At 59.7% G+C, this 16,590-nt stretch carries 14 protein-coding genes; 1 reads left to right on the forward strand and 13 read right to left on the reverse strand.

Annotation, left to right across the window (positions count from 1 at the left end):
- Window positions 1-115: 115 nt before the first annotated feature.
- The 10 genes from PWM43_RS11145 to PWM43_RS11190 all read right to left on the reverse strand — a co-directional run bounded on the left by PWM43_RS11145 (window position 116) and on the right by PWM43_RS11190 (window position 11,822).
- The gene (locus PWM43_RS11145) at window positions 116-1,405 is read right to left on the reverse strand and encodes an MFS transporter (RefSeq protein WP_289842582.1); all 1,290 of its coding nucleotides are present in this window, start codon (window positions 1,403-1,405) and stop codon (window positions 116-118) included.
- Window positions 1,406-1,448: 43 nt separating this feature from the next.
- The gene (locus PWM43_RS11150; RefSeq protein ID WP_289842583.1) at window positions 1,449-2,810 is read right to left on the reverse strand and encodes an MFS transporter; all 1,362 of its coding nucleotides are present in this window, start codon (window positions 2,808-2,810) and stop codon (window positions 1,449-1,451) included.
- Between the two features lie 32 nt (window positions 2,811-2,842).
- Window positions 2,843-3,757: an SMP-30/gluconolactonase/LRE family protein gene (locus PWM43_RS11155; RefSeq protein ID WP_289842584.1), complete on the reverse strand. Its 915-nt coding sequence runs from the start codon at window positions 3,755-3,757 to the stop codon at window positions 2,843-2,845.
- Window positions 3,758-3,912: 155 nt separating this feature from the next.
- Window positions 3,913-5,094 carry an alpha-hydroxy acid oxidase gene (locus PWM43_RS11160; protein WP_289842585.1) on the reverse strand — a complete coding sequence of 394 codons (1,182 nt, stop codon included), beginning with the start codon at window positions 5,092-5,094 and terminating at the stop codon, window positions 3,913-3,915.
- A gap of 2 nt (window positions 5,095-5,096) precedes the next feature.
- Window positions 5,097-6,407, reverse strand: coding sequence for an MFS transporter (locus PWM43_RS11165; RefSeq protein WP_289842586.1), 1,311 nt, complete (start codon window positions 6,405-6,407; stop codon window positions 5,097-5,099).
- Between the two features lie 55 nt (window positions 6,408-6,462).
- Window positions 6,463-7,398, reverse strand: a complete 936-nt coding sequence (locus PWM43_RS11170; protein WP_289842587.1) for a sugar phosphate isomerase/epimerase family protein — start codon at window positions 7,396-7,398, stop codon at window positions 6,463-6,465.
- A 27-nt stretch (window positions 7,399-7,425) separates the two neighbouring features.
- Window positions 7,426-8,757, reverse strand: a complete 1,332-nt coding sequence (locus tag PWM43_RS11175; RefSeq protein WP_289842588.1) for an MFS transporter — start codon at window positions 8,755-8,757, stop codon at window positions 7,426-7,428.
- Window positions 8,758-8,794: 37 nt separating this feature from the next.
- Window positions 8,795-9,781: a D-erythronate dehydrogenase gene (gene denD / locus PWM43_RS11180; protein WP_289842589.1), complete on the reverse strand. Its 987-nt coding sequence runs from the start codon at window positions 9,779-9,781 to the stop codon at window positions 8,795-8,797.
- 98 nt (window positions 9,782-9,879) lie between these two features.
- On the reverse strand, window positions 9,880-10,836 hold the full coding sequence (locus PWM43_RS11185; protein WP_289842590.1) for a LysR family transcriptional regulator: 957 nt from the start codon (window positions 10,834-10,836) through the stop codon (window positions 9,880-9,882).
- A gap of 8 nt (window positions 10,837-10,844) precedes the next feature.
- Entirely contained in the window at window positions 10,845-11,822 is a 978-nt protein-coding gene (locus PWM43_RS11190; protein ID WP_289842591.1) for a LysR substrate-binding domain-containing protein, read from the reverse strand.
- Between the two features lie 198 nt (window positions 11,823-12,020).
- Here PWM43_RS11190 and PWM43_RS11195 point away from each other — a divergent pair, with 198 nt between their 5' ends.
- A complete protein-coding gene (locus PWM43_RS11195) occupies window positions 12,021-12,998 on the forward strand; it encodes a 3-hydroxyacyl-CoA dehydrogenase family protein (protein WP_289842592.1) in 978 nt (325 codons plus the stop codon).
- A 319-nt stretch (window positions 12,999-13,317) separates the two neighbouring features.
- On the opposite strand, the gene PWM43_RS11200 is transcribed toward PWM43_RS11195, so the two are convergent.
- Genes PWM43_RS11200 through PWM43_RS11210 form a run of 3 tightly spaced genes read right to left on the reverse strand, consistent with a single transcriptional unit; the run spans window position 13,318 to window position 16,555 of the window.
- Entirely contained in the window at window positions 13,318-14,046 is a 729-nt protein-coding gene (locus PWM43_RS11200; protein WP_289842593.1) for an SDR family oxidoreductase, read from the reverse strand.
- A gap of 30 nt (window positions 14,047-14,076) precedes the next feature.
- Window positions 14,077-15,078 (reverse strand): ABC transporter permease, encoded by a 1,002-nt coding sequence (locus PWM43_RS11205; RefSeq protein ID WP_289842594.1) that lies wholly within the window; start codon window positions 15,076-15,078, stop codon window positions 14,077-14,079.
- Window positions 15,041-16,555 carry a sugar ABC transporter ATP-binding protein gene (locus PWM43_RS11210; protein ID WP_289842595.1) on the reverse strand — a complete coding sequence of 505 codons (1,515 nt, stop codon included), beginning with the start codon at window positions 16,553-16,555 and terminating at the stop codon, window positions 15,041-15,043. The genes PWM43_RS11205 and PWM43_RS11210 overlap by 38 nt, the downstream gene beginning before the upstream one ends.
- Window positions 16,556-16,590 lie beyond the last annotated feature (35 nt).

The following is a 16,590-nucleotide window of genomic DNA, read 5'->3' on the forward strand; positions in this document are numbered from 1 at the left end:
TTTTTCCAAGGTTGCAGCCGTCAATGAAACGAAGCTGGAGCGTTTGTCCTCGGGATCCGGCACCGCTACACGATGCCGTCCCGCTTCATCCGGGAAAGCATCCGCGCCATAGTCATTATTGTAGGCAGTCTCCCTTGTCCGTGGCGCTTTCGTGCATCAACGCGATCGGCACCAGCGCTGCCAGCGAGAGCAGGGCAAGGAGAGTATAATGGGCGCCGAAGCCCATGTGATCGATCAGCCATCCCGCCACGGGCGCTGCGATCACCCCGGAGAGACCCAGTCCGATCCCGACCATCAGTCCCAGTCCGGATGCTGCTGATTTGGGAACGATATCGATGACGGCCGCGTAAAGAACGGGATAGGGCGAATTACGAAACAATCCCCACCCCATAAGAAGCAGCCATGCCATCGACACGCTACTGATGTAGCCCATAAGGAAAATGCTGACCGCACTTCCGATCGCCAGAAAATTCAGCGAAAATTTACGACCGCGATGATCGGAAACGGTCCCCCAGAAGATCTGCCCCATCCACCCGGTGATTCCCGAAGCACCGGAAATGGTTGCGGCCTGTGCAAGAGAAATATGAATTTCCCGGGTAAGCTGGAGCGTCAGGAAGCCTGTTACAGCGGCCTCGGTCCAGAGAAAGAGGAAGTTGGTGATGACGGCCAGAAGCACGTTACGATCGCTCCGCATGGCGTGCATCAGGATGGGAAAGGGATTTTTGAGATAGGGGGAGGGCTTGTCGTCTCGTGTCAGAGAAGGCGTCATGCCCTTGTCGTTGATCCAGGCATTGACGCTGTCGAGATGTTGCCAGCGCGCCAGGACGATCTGGAGGATGACGACGGGCAGGGCGAGAAGAGGAAGTACAAGAAAGGTTTCACGCCACGTGGCGAAAGCGACAATTCCCGCAATCATCAGAGGTCCTAGGAACTGACCGATGGGAAAACCGGTATGATGGGTTCCGACGGCGAAGCCACGATGCTCCTTGGGCCACCATTCGCTGATCATCGCGACGTTGATCGGCTCGAGGCCACCGGTGCCGATACCCATGGTGACGCGCAGGATCTTGAAAAGCGTCATGCTGCGCGTCCAGGCCGTGGCGACGGATGAGAGGATGACGATCATGACCGTGACCAGCCATGCCCAGGCGCGGCGCGGACCACCTCCCATGGCGTCTCCGAATATTCCGAGAATGACACCACCGATAGTGCTTCCGATGAAACTCAGCGAGACCAGTATGCCGCCCTGCGTGGCATCAAGATGAAAATCCGTCAGCAGGGCGGGCAGGACTGTCGGCAGGATCGCGCGATCAATGGAGGTGATCAGAACAGCCCCGGTCGTGACGAGAAGCATCCACCATGAGATGGAATGGGCGCGAGGAACGAAGCGTGTGAGGGAGCGCATCGTGGATTTCTTTCGAACGGGTGGAAAGAGGGCACGAACCGATTTACTGACTGATATCTTCCAGTTCCTGGCCGGGAGGAATGTCGCGGAACAGGAAGGTGATCACCAGGCCGCAGGGCACGAAGACTGTCAGCACGAGCCATGTCACGTCCGGGGCGTAATGGTTGCTCAGGAAGGTCCATAGGATCGTGCCCAACACGAAGCCCAGAACCTGCATGGCGCTGAGAAATCCGATCGCGGTGCCACGCATGCGCGTCGGAAAACTCTCGCCCTGATAGGCATAGCCGGCGCCCGACCATGTTCCGTTCGTCGCCTGATAAAGGCAGAAATAGATCACGCAGACCAGCCAGGGAGCCTGTACGAGCCAGAACAGGAGGCCGAGCGGAGCGATGGCCAGGCTCGTCCAGATGATGACGGCGCGACGTCCATAGCGCTCTCCGAGCATCCCTCCGAGAACGTAAAAGAAAAAACCGATGCCGCCGCTGACGAGAAGGAGCAGGCTGGTCGCTTCGCTGGAAAACTGTTTGTGGGTCGTGAGCCAGTAGGCAATGTAAAAATTCGAAGCAACGAAGCTGGTCGCATAGATGATCCATGCGCACGAAAGAATGACCAACTGCTGGCGCAGAACGCCGGGCGTGGAAAAAAGCTGTTTCAGACTGACGCGTTCCAGTGCCCCGACATCGACCGCGTGGTGTTCGAGCAGACGTGAGATCGCTTCCGAATTGCCTGATTTCTGCGCTTCCTTCAGTTGTTGGACATGCTCGAAACGTTCTGATTCCCGGATAAACATCCGACCGATGATCACGGCGAACAGAGGTATGACGCCGAGAAGAAACACGAACCGCCAGCCCAGATGGCCGAACATCAGATAGACGCCCGAGGCCAGGAAAACTCCGATTGGCCATCCGCCCTGCACAATTGAGTAGAGCAGACCGCGACGCGCGGCGGGGACCTGCTCGTTAACAATCGTGATCGATACGGCAAGTTCCGCATAGGCCAATCCTGATGCCAGCGCCCGGACGGCGACGAGTTGCCAGAAACCCTCTACGAAATAGGTCAGCCCCGTGAAGACGGCACTTCCCGTCAGACAGAACATCCAGACCTTGCGGCGCCCGAATGTATCCATGCCGTAGCCCGCGAAGATCGTGATGCAGAATTGCGCGGCATAGACGAAGAAGCCCAGCGTCCCGAGGGCTGCCTGGGAAATATCGAGACTTTTTGCGATATCCGGCAGCGCCAGCACAAGCAGGTTGACGTCGTAGGACGCCAGGGACCAGCCCATGAGCGCCATGATGACCAGATAGAAGATATAGCGGTTCTGGGAGTCCGTCGTGGTGCCTGAAATGCGCCGGAGACGGTTTGTGAATGTGCCCGTCCCGGAGGAAGGGCCGATCATGTTTTTCATCGCAAGGCCTTCTTCATGACGAATGTCACGAATCAGATTGTTCTTGTTCCGTTATCGAAAAGATAAACGCTGTAGAGGGAGGTTGTGCCGCAGATATAGAGACGGTTGCGATGCAGCCCTCCGAAACAGACATTCGCTACGGTTTCGGGGACGCGTATTTTCCCGATCAGCGTTCCGTCAGTCTCGATGCAATGAACGCCATCCTGGGCGCTGCTCCAGATGCGGCCGCGTTCATCGATCCGAAATCCGTCGAAAATACCGCTCGTGCACTCGGCGAACACCCGTCCGTCTCGCAGGCGACTCTCTGACGAGACGTCGAAAACGCGGATATGAGCGGGATGGTGATCGCCATGGGTGCGACCGGTGTCGCTGATATAGAGTTTCGTTTCGTCCGGAGAAAAGGCGAGACCATTGGGCTTGACGAAGTCGTCGGCCACGCGGGTCACTTCTCCCGAGAGCGGATCAATGCGATAAACATGGGAGGCGCCGATTTCACTTTCGGCGCGGCCGCCTTCGTAGTCGCTGTCGATGCCGTATGTCGGATCGGTGAACCAGATCGAGCCGTCGGACTTGACGACAACATCGTTAGGGCTGTTGAGACGTTTTCCCTCGTGATGCGTGGCCAGAATCGTGATCGATCCGTCGTAGTTGGTGCGCGTGACTCGCCGGGTGTGATGTTCACAGGAGATCAGGCGGCCGGTGAGATCGACGGCATTGCCATTCGAGTGATGGGACGGCACCCGAAAAACGGAGACGTGACCGTCATTTTCGTCGTAGCGAAGCATCCGGCTGTTCGGGATGTCGGACCACAGAAGATATTTTCCGGCGGCGAAATAGGCCGGCCCTTCCGCCCATCGACAGCCATCGTATAATTTCTCGATCCGCGCCGTCGGGTTGATGAGCCAGCGAAAACGCTCGTCAATAATTTCGTAGGGAGATTGCATCATGATGCTTTTCCATGTCCATCAACGCCGGAAAGTCGATGTTTTTTCAACTGCGCCAGCTTCGTCGAATTTCTAAAATGTTCCGATTTTATCATCCAATATTATTTATGGTGGTCGTAATCGGGGAATGGAATTGCCATCCCGAATAGCGGGATCGTTCAGAAAGCCGAGCGCAGGATCATATCCTCGGTGATATCCTCTGGCATGTTGACGCCAAGGAGCGCCATGTCGATATCGATCTCGGTTTTCAAGCGTGAAATCGCTTGCGTCACCGCACGCTCCCCGCCCAGCGCGGCGGCGAAGAGGAAAGGGTGACCGATCAGAATGCCGTCTGCGCCCAGAGCCAAGCCTTTGAGAATATCCGTGCCTCGCCTGAAGCCGCTATCCGCCAGAACGGTCATGGTTCCGGCTTCGGCTCGTATGGCCTGGAGAACATCCACGGGCGAAACCGCGCTGTCGAGCTGACGGCCGCCATGGTTGGATACGACGATCCCGTCGGCGCCGATTTCCCGCGCAAGGCGTGCGTCACCCGGTGAGAGAATACCCTTGAGCACGAAAGGGCCCTTCCAACAACGGCGGATCTGCTCGGCATGACGCCATGAAAATCCCGCATGGCCGGTGACAGCGCCTATGTTGCGGGAGAAAATACTTGGCCGCGCGATAGGATCGACGTTGCTGATGCGGGGAAGGCCCCGATGACGCATAGTGCGGAGCATGGTTCCAAGGGCCCATCGCGGATGCCTCAATACATCGAATCCGAGTCGTTTCGACATGCGAAACGGCATCGTGTAGCCGGTACGGACGTTGTTCTCCCGGTTCGAGGCGACGGGAACGTCCACCGTAAGCATGTAGAGCGACAACCCCGCATCCGCGACACGCAGACACATGTCCTCGATCTTGCGTGCGTCGGGAGACTGATAGGCCGCGAACCATGCACCGGGATAGGTACGGGCCATTTCCTCGATGGGCGTGATGGAGTTGGCGCTGAGTACAAAAGGAATGCGCGCGGCTCTGGCTGCGCGAGCCATGCTGTTGTCCGCGTCGTAACCCACGATCGAGGATGCTCCCATGGGAGCTACAAGAAAGGGCGCGGAGTAGGTCTGGCCGAAGAGTGTCGTTTCCTGCGTCCGGGTCGAGACGTCTACAAGCACTTTCGGGATCATGCGGATTGACCGGAAGACCTCGCGATTATGGCGGCATGCCTCTCCGTCATCGGCACCGCCCTCGACATAGCCAAATACGGAGCGCGGGAGGCGACGCCGCACGAGGCGTTCGTAATCTTCAAGGTTCAGGGCATGGCGCAGACTGGAGGGACGAGGGCGGGTCAGGCGTTTGGACATGGTCATCTCGCAATCGGGTGAGCTTCAGAAAGAGGCGTCACGATGTCTGGTGTCATCCGGTCTGCTGAAAGAACGAGAGGTTCAACCCGCCCGACGATGAACAGATAGGACAAGGCGCCCAGCACGCTGAACGCGCCCGTGACGCAAAGAGGAATGATGAACGACCCGTTTGTGAAGCCGACCATGATGCCTGTGAAACTGGAAGTCATGATACCTGCCACGTTGGCCGCGCTGTTCTGAAGACCGGCCAGGGTCGCCACATGTCCGGGATCGGGAGCGACGTCACTGGGAAGCGACCAGATGTTCGCACCCGTGAAAGCGATCCCCGAGAACGATAGGCACAGCAGGACAATGCACCATGACGCGCTGCCGATAAAAGCAGTCAACGCGATCACGGATGACACGAGAAGGCCGCCGACGAGGCATGTCTTGCGCGCCGCGGTCAGGCTCCAGCCCGAGCGGTGCAGACGATCGGACGTCCAGCCTCCCAGCCAGGCGGAGGGAACGGAGGCGAGGCCTGGCAGCATGCCCGCAATGCCGAGATCCCGGAGCGAAAATCCATGAGCCTGCACGAGATAGGTGGGAAACCAGGTCGCGTAGAAATAGAACACGAAATTCGTACAGAAAAAGCCGATCATCATCCCCCAGACCGTGCGCCGTCGAAGCATGGCTCTCCATGAAGCATGCGACGCGGGCTGGACTGGCTGGGCTGCGCGCAGCGCACGGAGTTCTGACGCCGAAACGCGCGGATGAACGTCGGGGTCGCGATAGAGGATCCACCATGCAAACGTCCAGAGAACGCCGAGCGACCCGGCAGCCACGAATGCCAGCCGCCAGCCGAGCGTCGCGATCAGGAAGGCGACGAATGGAATGGAAACAGCGGCCCCTGCGCGCGATCCGCTGTCGAAAATTCCGGCGGCGAGTCCTCGCTCCTGTTTCGGAAACCAGAGGGAAGCGACCTTCGTGTTGGAGGGATAGCTGCCGGACTCTCCTATGCCGAGCGCGAGGCGCAGTCCAAAGATCGAGACCGCCCCCTGTACGAGCGACGTCAGGGCGGTACACACGGACCACCAGAGAACGGCAAGGCTGTAACTTTTGCGAACGCCCAGGCGGTCCACCAGCAGACCGAAGGGTAACTGCATGAAGGCGTACGTCCAGAAGAACGCGCCCAGAAGAAAGCCAAGCGTAGCCGGGCTGATATTCAGGTCTTTCGCCATGAAAGGGGCGGCGACCGCGATCGTCGCGCGATCGACATAATTGATGGTCGTCGCGGCGAAACACAGCGCGATCATCAGCCAGCGTAAACGGGGCATGACAGTCGTTCCCGCGATCCCCGGCGGCCATGTCGGGGATCGCTTTTCCATGCTTTTATTGCGGCAGGATACGCCGGAGATATTCGCGGTTCGTCGCACTCACGCTCAGACCGTCGCCGCCGTAATGTTCGCAGAGGAAAGCGCTCTGGAAACCATGAGCCAGCGCCATGCGGATCGCGGCGCGGTAGCTGATCACCCCGAACTCCAGTGGAGCGGGCGCGGTGACGATCATGCCGGTCGTGGCGTCTTCGGTGCGGAAATAATTTTTCGCGTGCCAGTAGCGCGCGAACGGCGCCACCTTTTCCATCATGGACGCCCAGTGTTCAACCGGACGGTGCAAACGCACCAGATTGCCCAGATCCGCGTTGAGTCCGACCGACGGGTGATCGACGTCCTGCACGAAGCGGACGGCGCTTTCCGCGCTGCCGAGATAAGTGTCTTCATACATTTCGAGCGAAATGCCGACACCGACTTCCTCGGCGTGGCGGCCGAGTTCGCGGATGCGTTCGACGGCTTTTTTCCATGTCGCCGGATCGTCGGGACTGCTGTAGCCTTGAGCGGTCCAGAACCAGAGCGCCTTTTTCTGTGCTTCGTTGAGGGGATAGAACAGCCCGAACGAGACTTCCTTCGCGCCGATTTTCGCCGCTGTATCGAGTACGCGATGGCAATATTCCAGAAATTCGTCGCCACGTTCAGGATCTATGACGGAGCGACGGGACGTCGAAATGGCCGGAATGGTCAGACCGGCATCCCTGATGAGGCCGAGAAACGTGTCGAGCCGTGCAGGCGAGAGATCGGCAAGGCGCAGCCATGAGTCCGTCGGATCGATCTCGGTGAAGCCGGCGTCGGTGACGTCGGCCAGCGTGGCGGCCCAGCCTTCCGGCGATTGGTCCTGCACGGAGGAACCATCAGGCAGAATGTTGGGATACTGGATCATGGCCGCCGCGATGGGCCAGTTGTGGCGGTTGAGCTTGGTTGTTGTCCTGGACATGGAGAAATCCTTCCGATGAGGGGGAAATCAGAGAGCCGGACGCACGGAGGCTGGCGTGCGTGCCGGCAGGAAAGCGGTAATGACGAGACCAATCACGCCAGCGGTCGCCACGGCGTAGAGGCCCGCCATGGGGGTCTGCCAGAGGTGGATGGCGAGGGAGCGGATATTTGGGGCCGCGAAACCACCCAGATTGCCGACGGCATTGATGAGCGCGATGGCGCCTGCCGCCTGAAGGCCGCTGAAATGGGCCAGCGGGAAGTTCCAGAACACGGCCTGCACTGTTACGACCCCGGCGGCGGCGAGACATAGTCCCGCCAGCGCGAGCGGCCCGAAACCCGAGCCGGACATGACCAGCCCCACAGCCGAGGCGACGAGGCATACGATCACGCCCGTCCGGGGCGCGTTGAAACGTTGAACGAAGCGCGACATGACATAGGTCGAGAGAACCGCGCATCCCCAGGGAAGCGCGCTGACCAGGCCGACTCTCGGGCCAATTTTTTCATGCAGGATGCCGGAGACCTGCTCCGGCAGGTAAAATACGACGCCATAGCTTGCGATCTGCATGACGCCATAAAGAGCGAGAAACTGGAGCAGCTTCGCCGAGCGCAGCATGGCGAGCATGTCGCTGCCATGTCCTCCCTTAAGCGCGCCTTTGCTCGCGTCTTCCGCGGCGAGTACGGTTTGGAGCGTCTGTTTTTCCGCGTCGGTCAGCCATTTCACGTCGGCGGGACGATCCGGCAGCACGAACCATGTCATAACGCCGACAATGACCGCCAGCGCGCCTTCGATGAGGAACATCCACTGCCAGCCGCGCAGTCCCAGCATGCCGTCGAGACCAAACAGAGCGCCTGAAAGCGGGCTGCCGAGCGTCATGGCGAGCGGATAACCGAAATAGAAGAAGCCGAGCACGCGCGTGCGTTCTTTTTCCGGAAACCAGAAGGTGAGATAGAGCATGATGCCGGGGAAGAAACCCGCCTCGGCGATGCCGAGCAGCGAGCGCAGGGCGATGAAGGATTTATCGCCCGAAACGAACATCATGGCTGACGATACGACGCCCCATGTGATCATGATGCGCGTCATCCAGCGCCGCGCTCCCACACGATAGAGGATGAGGTTGCTGGGGACCTCGAAAATGGCGTAACCGACGAAGAAAACCCCTGCTCCGAACGCGAAGACGGCGTCGGAAATGCCGATATCGGTGTGTAGCGCCTGCTTCGCCGATCCGACATTCGACCGGTCGAGAAACGCGATCATGTACATCAGGATCAGGAAAGGCAGCAGTTTCCAGAGGGCTTTTCGTACGGCGTTCGTGCGCGCAGGGTCCTCGACAGGAGGCAGCGTTGTGATGGTATCGGACATGACTGGCAACTCCCAACGCGTGATCCGCGCGATCTCTTCACGCGATATGACCGCCGAGCTCGTCGTCGATGTGAGCCCGGATGATGTCCTCGAAGTTCGTCTCGGCGACGAAGCCAAGGGCCAGGGCACGCTGCGGATCGAAGGCGCGCGCCCATCCCGCGACGATGCGGGCGATCACGGGGTCCGGCTCGCGTCTGATATGTGCCACGGCCTTTTCCCCCGCGACGCTGCGCAGCGCTTCGATCTGCTCGCCCACGGTGACGGAAAGCGCGGGCATGGTCAGGTTCGGACGATCACCGACCCGCGCCGGATCGAGGATTGCCGCATGTCGCAGGAACTGCACGGCCGAACGCGGGCTGGTCATCCAGTGACGGGTGCTGTCGGGTACCGGCAGAACAGCGTCCAGCCCAACGAGAGGCTCGCGGATGATGCCGGAGAAAAATCCCGAGGCCGCGCGGTTTGGTTTTCCCGGACGGACGCAGATCGTTGGCAGGCGCAGGCCGATTCCGTCGAAAAATCCGCGCCGCGTATAATCCGCAAGGAGGAGTTCGCCGATGGCTTTCTGTGTGCCGTAACTCGTCTGGGGGGTGAGAATGTAATCGTCCGGAATGACGTCCGGAAAGTCACCACCGTAAACGGCGTTGGATGATGCATAGACGACGCGGGGGCGCCAGCCCTCTTGCTGGTTCGCATGGCGAATGGTTTCGAAGAGCGCGCGCGTGCCGTCGAAGTTGACGCGATAGCCTTTTTCGAAATCGGCTTCCGCTTCTCCCGAAACGATGGCTGCCAGGTGGAAAATGATGTCGGGCCGTCCCGAAAGAAGATTTTCCGCCGCTCCCGTCTGCGTCAGGTCAACGGTCAGAGTCGTGGCAGGGCCGGAAAAACCGGATGGAACGGTGGGCGCGACGACGTCGGCCAGGGTCAGGGCTGAGACGCGCGCACCATTTTCAAAGGGGTTTCGAACAATATTCTCGGCGAATTTCCGACCGATCATCCCGGCCGCGCCGATAATAAGAACATGCATGAATCGTGCTCCTGTCCGGTCATGGCGGCTTGGCACGATCCAGGCAGCGATGACGGCGAACGATGGTCATGAAAATGTCTTCAGAAATTCCCTGCTGCCTACAAGCAAGTTTGAACCGGCCGATCGGCTTTTCCGATCACGTGCTCCAGCAGGGCGTCGCGGACGAATGAAGCCGCGGGTGTCAGCGGTCGATCCTCGGCGGCAATGAGGGAATAGGCGCCGAGAAATTCGGGTACGGGAACCGAAAGACGTCGCAGAATGCCGGTGTTCTCATAATGCCTGCTCACGCTGCACGGTATGACAGCCAGCATCTTGCTGTGTTGCAGCAGGTCGATTGTGGCGAACATCGACGAGGCTTCAACCGGATGTGATGGAAAAGGCAACATCGCTATGGTGAAGGCGGCCTCGACGGCACGCCGCATCGGACTCGGTGCGGTCTGCAGGATCCAGCGCTCGGAGGCGACGTCGCGGAGGCTGAGCTGACCATGGTCCACGATCGGGCTGCGACAGCCTGCCACCACGCAAAGGGGCTCCTGCGCGAGTTCCACGCTGGACAGGGCCATGGGACGGGGAGCGCCCAGCATTCTGCCGACCATGAAGTCGATACGGCCATCTTCGAGCGCCAGAAGGAGGGCATCGCTCGTATCGACGGAGAGTGACACGCTGATGCCCGACGTGGTGTCCGATATTTGGGCGAGGACCGGGGACACCAGTTCGGGCAGGGAGGCGACGATGGCGCCCAGCCGCACGCTGCCGAACGTGCCCGTGCGCATGCCGTCCATGTCTCTTTGCATGCGCGCGAGATCGTTCAGCATCAGCCGCGCGTGACGTGCGGCGAGGGTGCCGAAGGGCGTGGGAAACACGCCTTGGGACGAGCGCTCGAAAAGCGGTACGTGGAGGGCGTGTTCGACTTCCTGAAGCAGCTTCGAAACCGAAGGTTGCGAGAGGTTCATGCGCTCGGCGGCTCGATGCAGGTTATGAGTGGTCTCGAGTTCGAGGATCAGGCGCAGATGCCGAAGCTTCAGCCGGTTGAGGAGCGGATATGGATCGGTCATGAACAATGTCATGCGAAGAGCTCAGATGACTGCTGCGTTGAAGATCGCGTCGGGCTGAGGGCAGGGGCCGCGATGGACGAGGCGACGAGGTGCTGTTCACACGTCTCCAGAAAGCTCGAAAGCGCGGGCGAAACGGGACGATGGCGAGGGCGGATCAGACCATAGGCCGCTCCGCCGAGATCCAGGGTTACGGGGATGATCGAAAGCTGCCCGCAGGCTGCCTGTTGCAGCGCCACAGCTTCCGAAATGACGGATAGGGCGTCGCTGCGTTGCAGATAGGCCAATGTCATCAGCAGGGAATTCGTGTTGACGATATGCCCCGGCAGCGGCAGGTCCGTGCCCGAAAATATGGCCTCGAACCACAGGCGAAGAGTCGAGCCGCGATTTTGGATGACCCAGTCGAATTTCTGGAGAGCCTCCGCATCAAGGGGGCCGGCATTCGCCTGTGGGTGGTCCTTGCGGCCAACGATTGCGAAACGTTCCATCTCGATCTCACGATAGCTGAACGCATCGGGGTTGAAGGCCGGAATCACGCGCCCGAACATGACCTCGATCTCGCCCCGGGAGAGGCTTTCAAACAACTGCTGGCTTGAACCCGTTTCCACTTCCATTTCGATCAGGGGGAATCGCGCGCGCATGGCGGCCAGAACGTCTGCGAGATAATTGACTGTAGGACCGTCGATTGCGCCGATCGTCACGCGTCCGCGTCGTCCGTCTATGAGCGCGGAAAGTTCGTCCGAAGCCTGTTCCAGTTCGCGAAGCATGGCCTGGGCCCGGTGAGTCAGAACGGTACCCAGCGTGTTGGGAATGAGCGTGCGCCCCCTTCTTTCAAACAGGATATGCCGAACCGCGTATTCGAGATCCGCCAGCAGCTTCGATGCGGCGGGCTGCGAAACGCCGATCTCGGTGGCCGCACGGTGCAGTGCGGGGAAACGCGCCAACGCGGCCAGCAGGCGGAGATGCTGCAATTTGATGCGACGTTCCATGAACCATTGTCGCGGAATGCAGGACGAGGCGGACATTAAAAAATCTCACATAAGAACATTATCTATCAATGAATTAATCATATTGGACGGCGAGACAAATCATATGCACGTTATATACGTAACGTAACGATGAGATAGGCGTCGTCCCCGCTCACAGGACCGGGTTAGGAGGCGCGCCTCGACAGGGAACGCGAAAACATGATCAGGACCATCGAAACAGTCGCTGTTGTGGGCGCCGGATATATGGGAGGCGGCATCGCCCAGTCTCTGGCCTCCGTTGGAATCCGCGTCGTCATCGCGGACGTTTCCGCCGAAGCGACCGCGGCGAACTATGCGCGCCTGTTGCGTGAGGCCGACGAATTTGAGGCGCAGGGGTTGTTTCCAGAAGGGGCTGCGGCCGCGGTACGTGCAAATCTTTCTGCCGCCGATACGATCGAGGAGGCGGTCCGGACCGTCGATTTCATCGAAGAAGCCGTGCCGGAAATTCCAGCGATCAAGCAGGCGGTCTATGAACGCATCAGCAAGGCGGCTCGGACGGACGCCATCATCGGGACCAACACCTCTACATTGCCCGTTCATACGCTGGCGCCCTATGTCAGCCATCCCGAGCGCTTTCTCACGGTCCACTTCAGCAACCCTGCGCCGTTCATTCCGGGCGTCGAACTGGTGTGCGGCGCCGAAACAAATCCGGCGGTCATTCCCGTGATCAAGGAGATGCTCTCTCGCGCCAAACGTTGCAGCGCCCAAGTGGCCGACACGCCGGGTTTCGTGCTGAATCGCCTTCAGTATGTGCTGCTCAAGGAAGCCGCGACCATCGTTGAGGCGGGAATCGCCACGCCGCGCGATGTGGATACGATCGTGCGCAGCACGTTCGGTTTCCGGCTTCCTTTTTTCGGACCTTTCGCGATCGCGGACATGGCGGGGCTCGATGTCTATGTGAACGGGTTCAAGACGGTCGAGGACGCGTTTGGTCCTCGCATGGCGGCTCCCGAACTGCTCAAGACGCTCGTGTCCGAAGGCAAATACGGTACCAAGAACGGCGAAGGATTCTACGGGAAATTTACGCCCGAACAGGTCGCGCAACTCGTGGCTTATCGGAACAAAGCCTATGCGGGGATGGCGCGTTTGATGGAAGAACTCGGCCCTTCGGTCTACGATGACCCGCTCATGTCATGACATCAGCGGAAAGGGGAACTGTCAGGGCAACTCGATATCTCAAAGCTTTTGCAAAAACCGTGAAGGCGAAACTCCTTTGGCGATCGGCCAGAAGCATGCGTCAGGAGGTCGAACAGACCATCACACGCAGCTTCGACGATTTCCGCAATCCGCAGAGGCTTGCTTTGCGAACGCCGCCGGTAAAAGCGCAGGGATCATGAGCGCGAAGCCGCCTGACAGGTAATCCATCGTTCAGAACTGAACCGTGACGCGCCCGGTGTTTCATGAAACACCGGGCGCGTTCATTGGACATTCTGATTTCCCGCCAAAGGAGTGTTCGTCAGACGTCGAAGCTGTGAGGCAGAAGGACGAGATCGCGCACGACCGTTCCTTTGCGGCGGGTCAGCATGAACACGAGGGCTTCGGCGACATCCGCGGGCTGCATCATGGCGCCAGCTTCGATGTTCGCCTTGAGGCGTTCAGGATCCCAGTCATTGAGCAGAGGCGTGACAACGGGGCCGGGCTGGATGGCGCCGACACGGATCCCGAAGGGAGCGAGTTGGCGACGTATGGTATGGGCAAATGCCTGCACCGCGTGTTTGGACGCGGTATAGATTGGTTCCGCCGGAATGGGGACGATGCCCGCGATCGAACTCGTCAATACGATGTCGCCGCTTTTCTGCTTCATCATAGCTGGCATGACCGCGCGAGCTGATCGAAAGGCGGCGTTGATATTGAGATTAAGCATTTTATCCCACGCGTCGGGATCGCCTTCCCAGATATTACCGCCGATATAAGCGCCTGCGTTGGCGTGGAGAATATCGATATGATCCTGTTCGGACAGGATGGTCTCGATGGCGCGATCAACCGTTTCGTAACGGAACAGGTCGACCTCAATCGTATGAAGGTGCTTTCCCAATGCCGCCCGCGCCGCTTCGAGAGCCTGATGGTCGCGATCGAGAACATAGACCGTTGCGCCGTTCTCAACGAGTTGGCGTGCGCATTCCAGGCCGATACCCGAGGCGCCGCCGGTGACGATGGCCACCTTATTCTGAAGTGAGGAAGTCATTCTCTGTCTCCTTGGTTGTGTATCTTCGCGTCAGTGAGCCGCGCCAGGGCGGGTTTGACGGCTGATGAATATGGCCAACAGGATGATTGCTCCCTTGATGACGTTCTGGACATAGGGCGAGACGTTCATCAGGTTGAGGCCATTGTTGAGGACGCCGAGCAGGAGCGCTCCGACCAGCGTTCCGATAATCGAGCCGCGACCGCCCGAAATGGCCGTTCCACCGAGCACGACGGCTGCGATGGCGTCCAGTTCGAAGCCCATGCCCGCGTTGGGCTGACCGCTCATGAGCCGCGAGCTCAGCAGTATCCCCGCGATGGCGGCGGTCACGCCGCTGATAAGATAGACGATGATCTTGTAGCGTCGTGCATCGATGCCCGAGAGGCGCACGGCGTCTTCATTTCCGCCGATGGCGAGGATGTAACGGCCGATCGGCATCCGTTGCAGCAGGATGTAAGCGATCGCGTAGGTCAGGATTGTGATCAGGACCGGCGTCTGGATGCCGAGCACGGAGCCACGCCCAAGAAAGGAGAACCAGTCGGGAAGGCCCGTGATGGGATAGCCGTTGGTATAGATCAGTCCCAGTCCACGCGCGATGCTCATGGAGGCGAGGGTGACAATGATCGGTGGCATGTGCAGCCGTGCGATGCACAGGCCGTTTCCGAGGCCGAAGATCATGCCCGTGCCGATGCCCGCCGCGATCGCGACGATGCCCGGCACACCGCTGGCCAGCAGCCCGGCCGTGAGCGTGCCGATGAAGGCCATCGTTGCGCCGACCGAAAGGTCAATGCCGCCCGTGAGAATGGCAAATGTCATTCCGACGGAAATAATGGCGTTGATCGAAACCTGCCGCCCGATATTTTCGAGGTTGCCGACCGACAGAAAGCGACCGTTCAGCAGGATCATGCCGAGTACGACGACAATGAGCCCCATCGCGGGAAGAAAGGCTGTCGAGCGCCGCGCCGTTTTCCATAGATGTTCGACCCGGAACGTCGGCTTAGTGCTGGACGGGTGTGGGAGCGCTTGCTGTTGCATGACGCATGACCTCCTCGGCGTTGATGTCGGCTCCTTCGAGAATTCTCGAGATCGCGCCACGATGGAACACGGCGACGCGGTCGCACATCCCGATGACTTCGGGCAGTTCCGATGAAATCATAATAATCGCGTAACCTTCCGCCGTAAGCGCGCGCATGAGGCGGTAGATTTCCGCCTTGGCCCCGACGTCGATCCCGCGTGTCGGTTCGTCAAAAACAAGAACGCGACTGCGCCGGTTGAGCCAACGGGCGATGACGACTTTTTGCTGGTTGCCGCCACTGAGCGAAACGGCCGGCGTTTCTTCGGACGGCGCCTTGATCTGAAGTTCGCGCATCAACGTCAGCGTTGTTTCGCGCTCCAGCCCGCGGTCGATCCACCCGCTTTTGCGGGTATATTTCGGCAGGTTATTGATCGAGATGTTGTCGCGGATGCTGAATGGCAGGATCAGGCCATCCGCCTTGCGGTTCTCGGGCAGGATGCCGATTCCCGCCTTGAGAGCCGCCGCCGGGCCGTCGATCGCCGTGATCTTGCCGCCGATCGTGACCTGCTTGCCGCGACACGGGATCGCACCGATCAATGCCAGGGCCGTCTCGGTGCGCCCGGAGCCGACCAACCCCGCGAAGCCGAGGATTTCGCCTTCCCGCAGATCGAAATGGCTCTTCGGGCCGCCATCATGAATGCTGAGGTCTCTGGCTTCGAGCAGCACTTTATCCGGCACCGTCGATGGCTTTGCCGGAAAGCTGTTCTCGATCCTGCGCCCCACCATGACTTCGACCAACTGGTCCATGGTGCAGTCGTCAACGCGCGTCAGACCGACATTGGCCCCGTCGCGCAGGATCGTGATGCGGTCGCAGACCTCGAAAATCTCATCGAGATGATGGGAGACGAAGAACAGGCCGATACCTTCATCGCGCAACTGACGCATGACGCGAAAGAGGAGGGCGGCTTCGTTGGGCGTGAGCGGCGCGGTCGGTTCGTCCAGGATCAGGATACGCACATCGAGCGACAGCGCCTTGGCGATCTCGATGAACTGCTGCTCCGCGACGCTCAGGCGACCGACGGGAAGAGTCAGGTCGATGGATACGCCGATCCGTTCAAAAAGGGCGCGGGCCCGCTCCGTCATGACACGCTTGCGCGACAGGCCGAAGCGATCGCGCATTTCGCGCCCGAGGAAAATATTGTCCACGGCGTCCAGATCGGGGACGAGGCTGAACTCCTGAAAGACAATCCCGATGCCGCGGGCAATGGCGTCACGATAGCTGGAAAAGCGGCATTCCTCGCCATCGAGCAGAATCCGCCCTTCGTCGGGAGATTGGATGCCACCGATGATCTTGATGATCGTTGATTTTCCGGCGCCGTTCTCGCCGAGCAAGGCATGGATTTCGCCCCTGTCGAGTTCCAGCGAGACCTCGCGCAAGGCCTTGACGCCTGGAAAGCTTTTGGAGATGCCTTCCAGTCTCAGGAGCTGACCTGTCATTGTGCTGTTCGTTGCTGACATGGCGCGTTTCGCCT

The organism is Brytella acorum, from assembly GCF_029309905.1.
GTDB classification, from domain to species: Bacteria; Pseudomonadota; Alphaproteobacteria; order Acetobacterales; family Acetobacteraceae; genus Brytella; species Brytella acorum.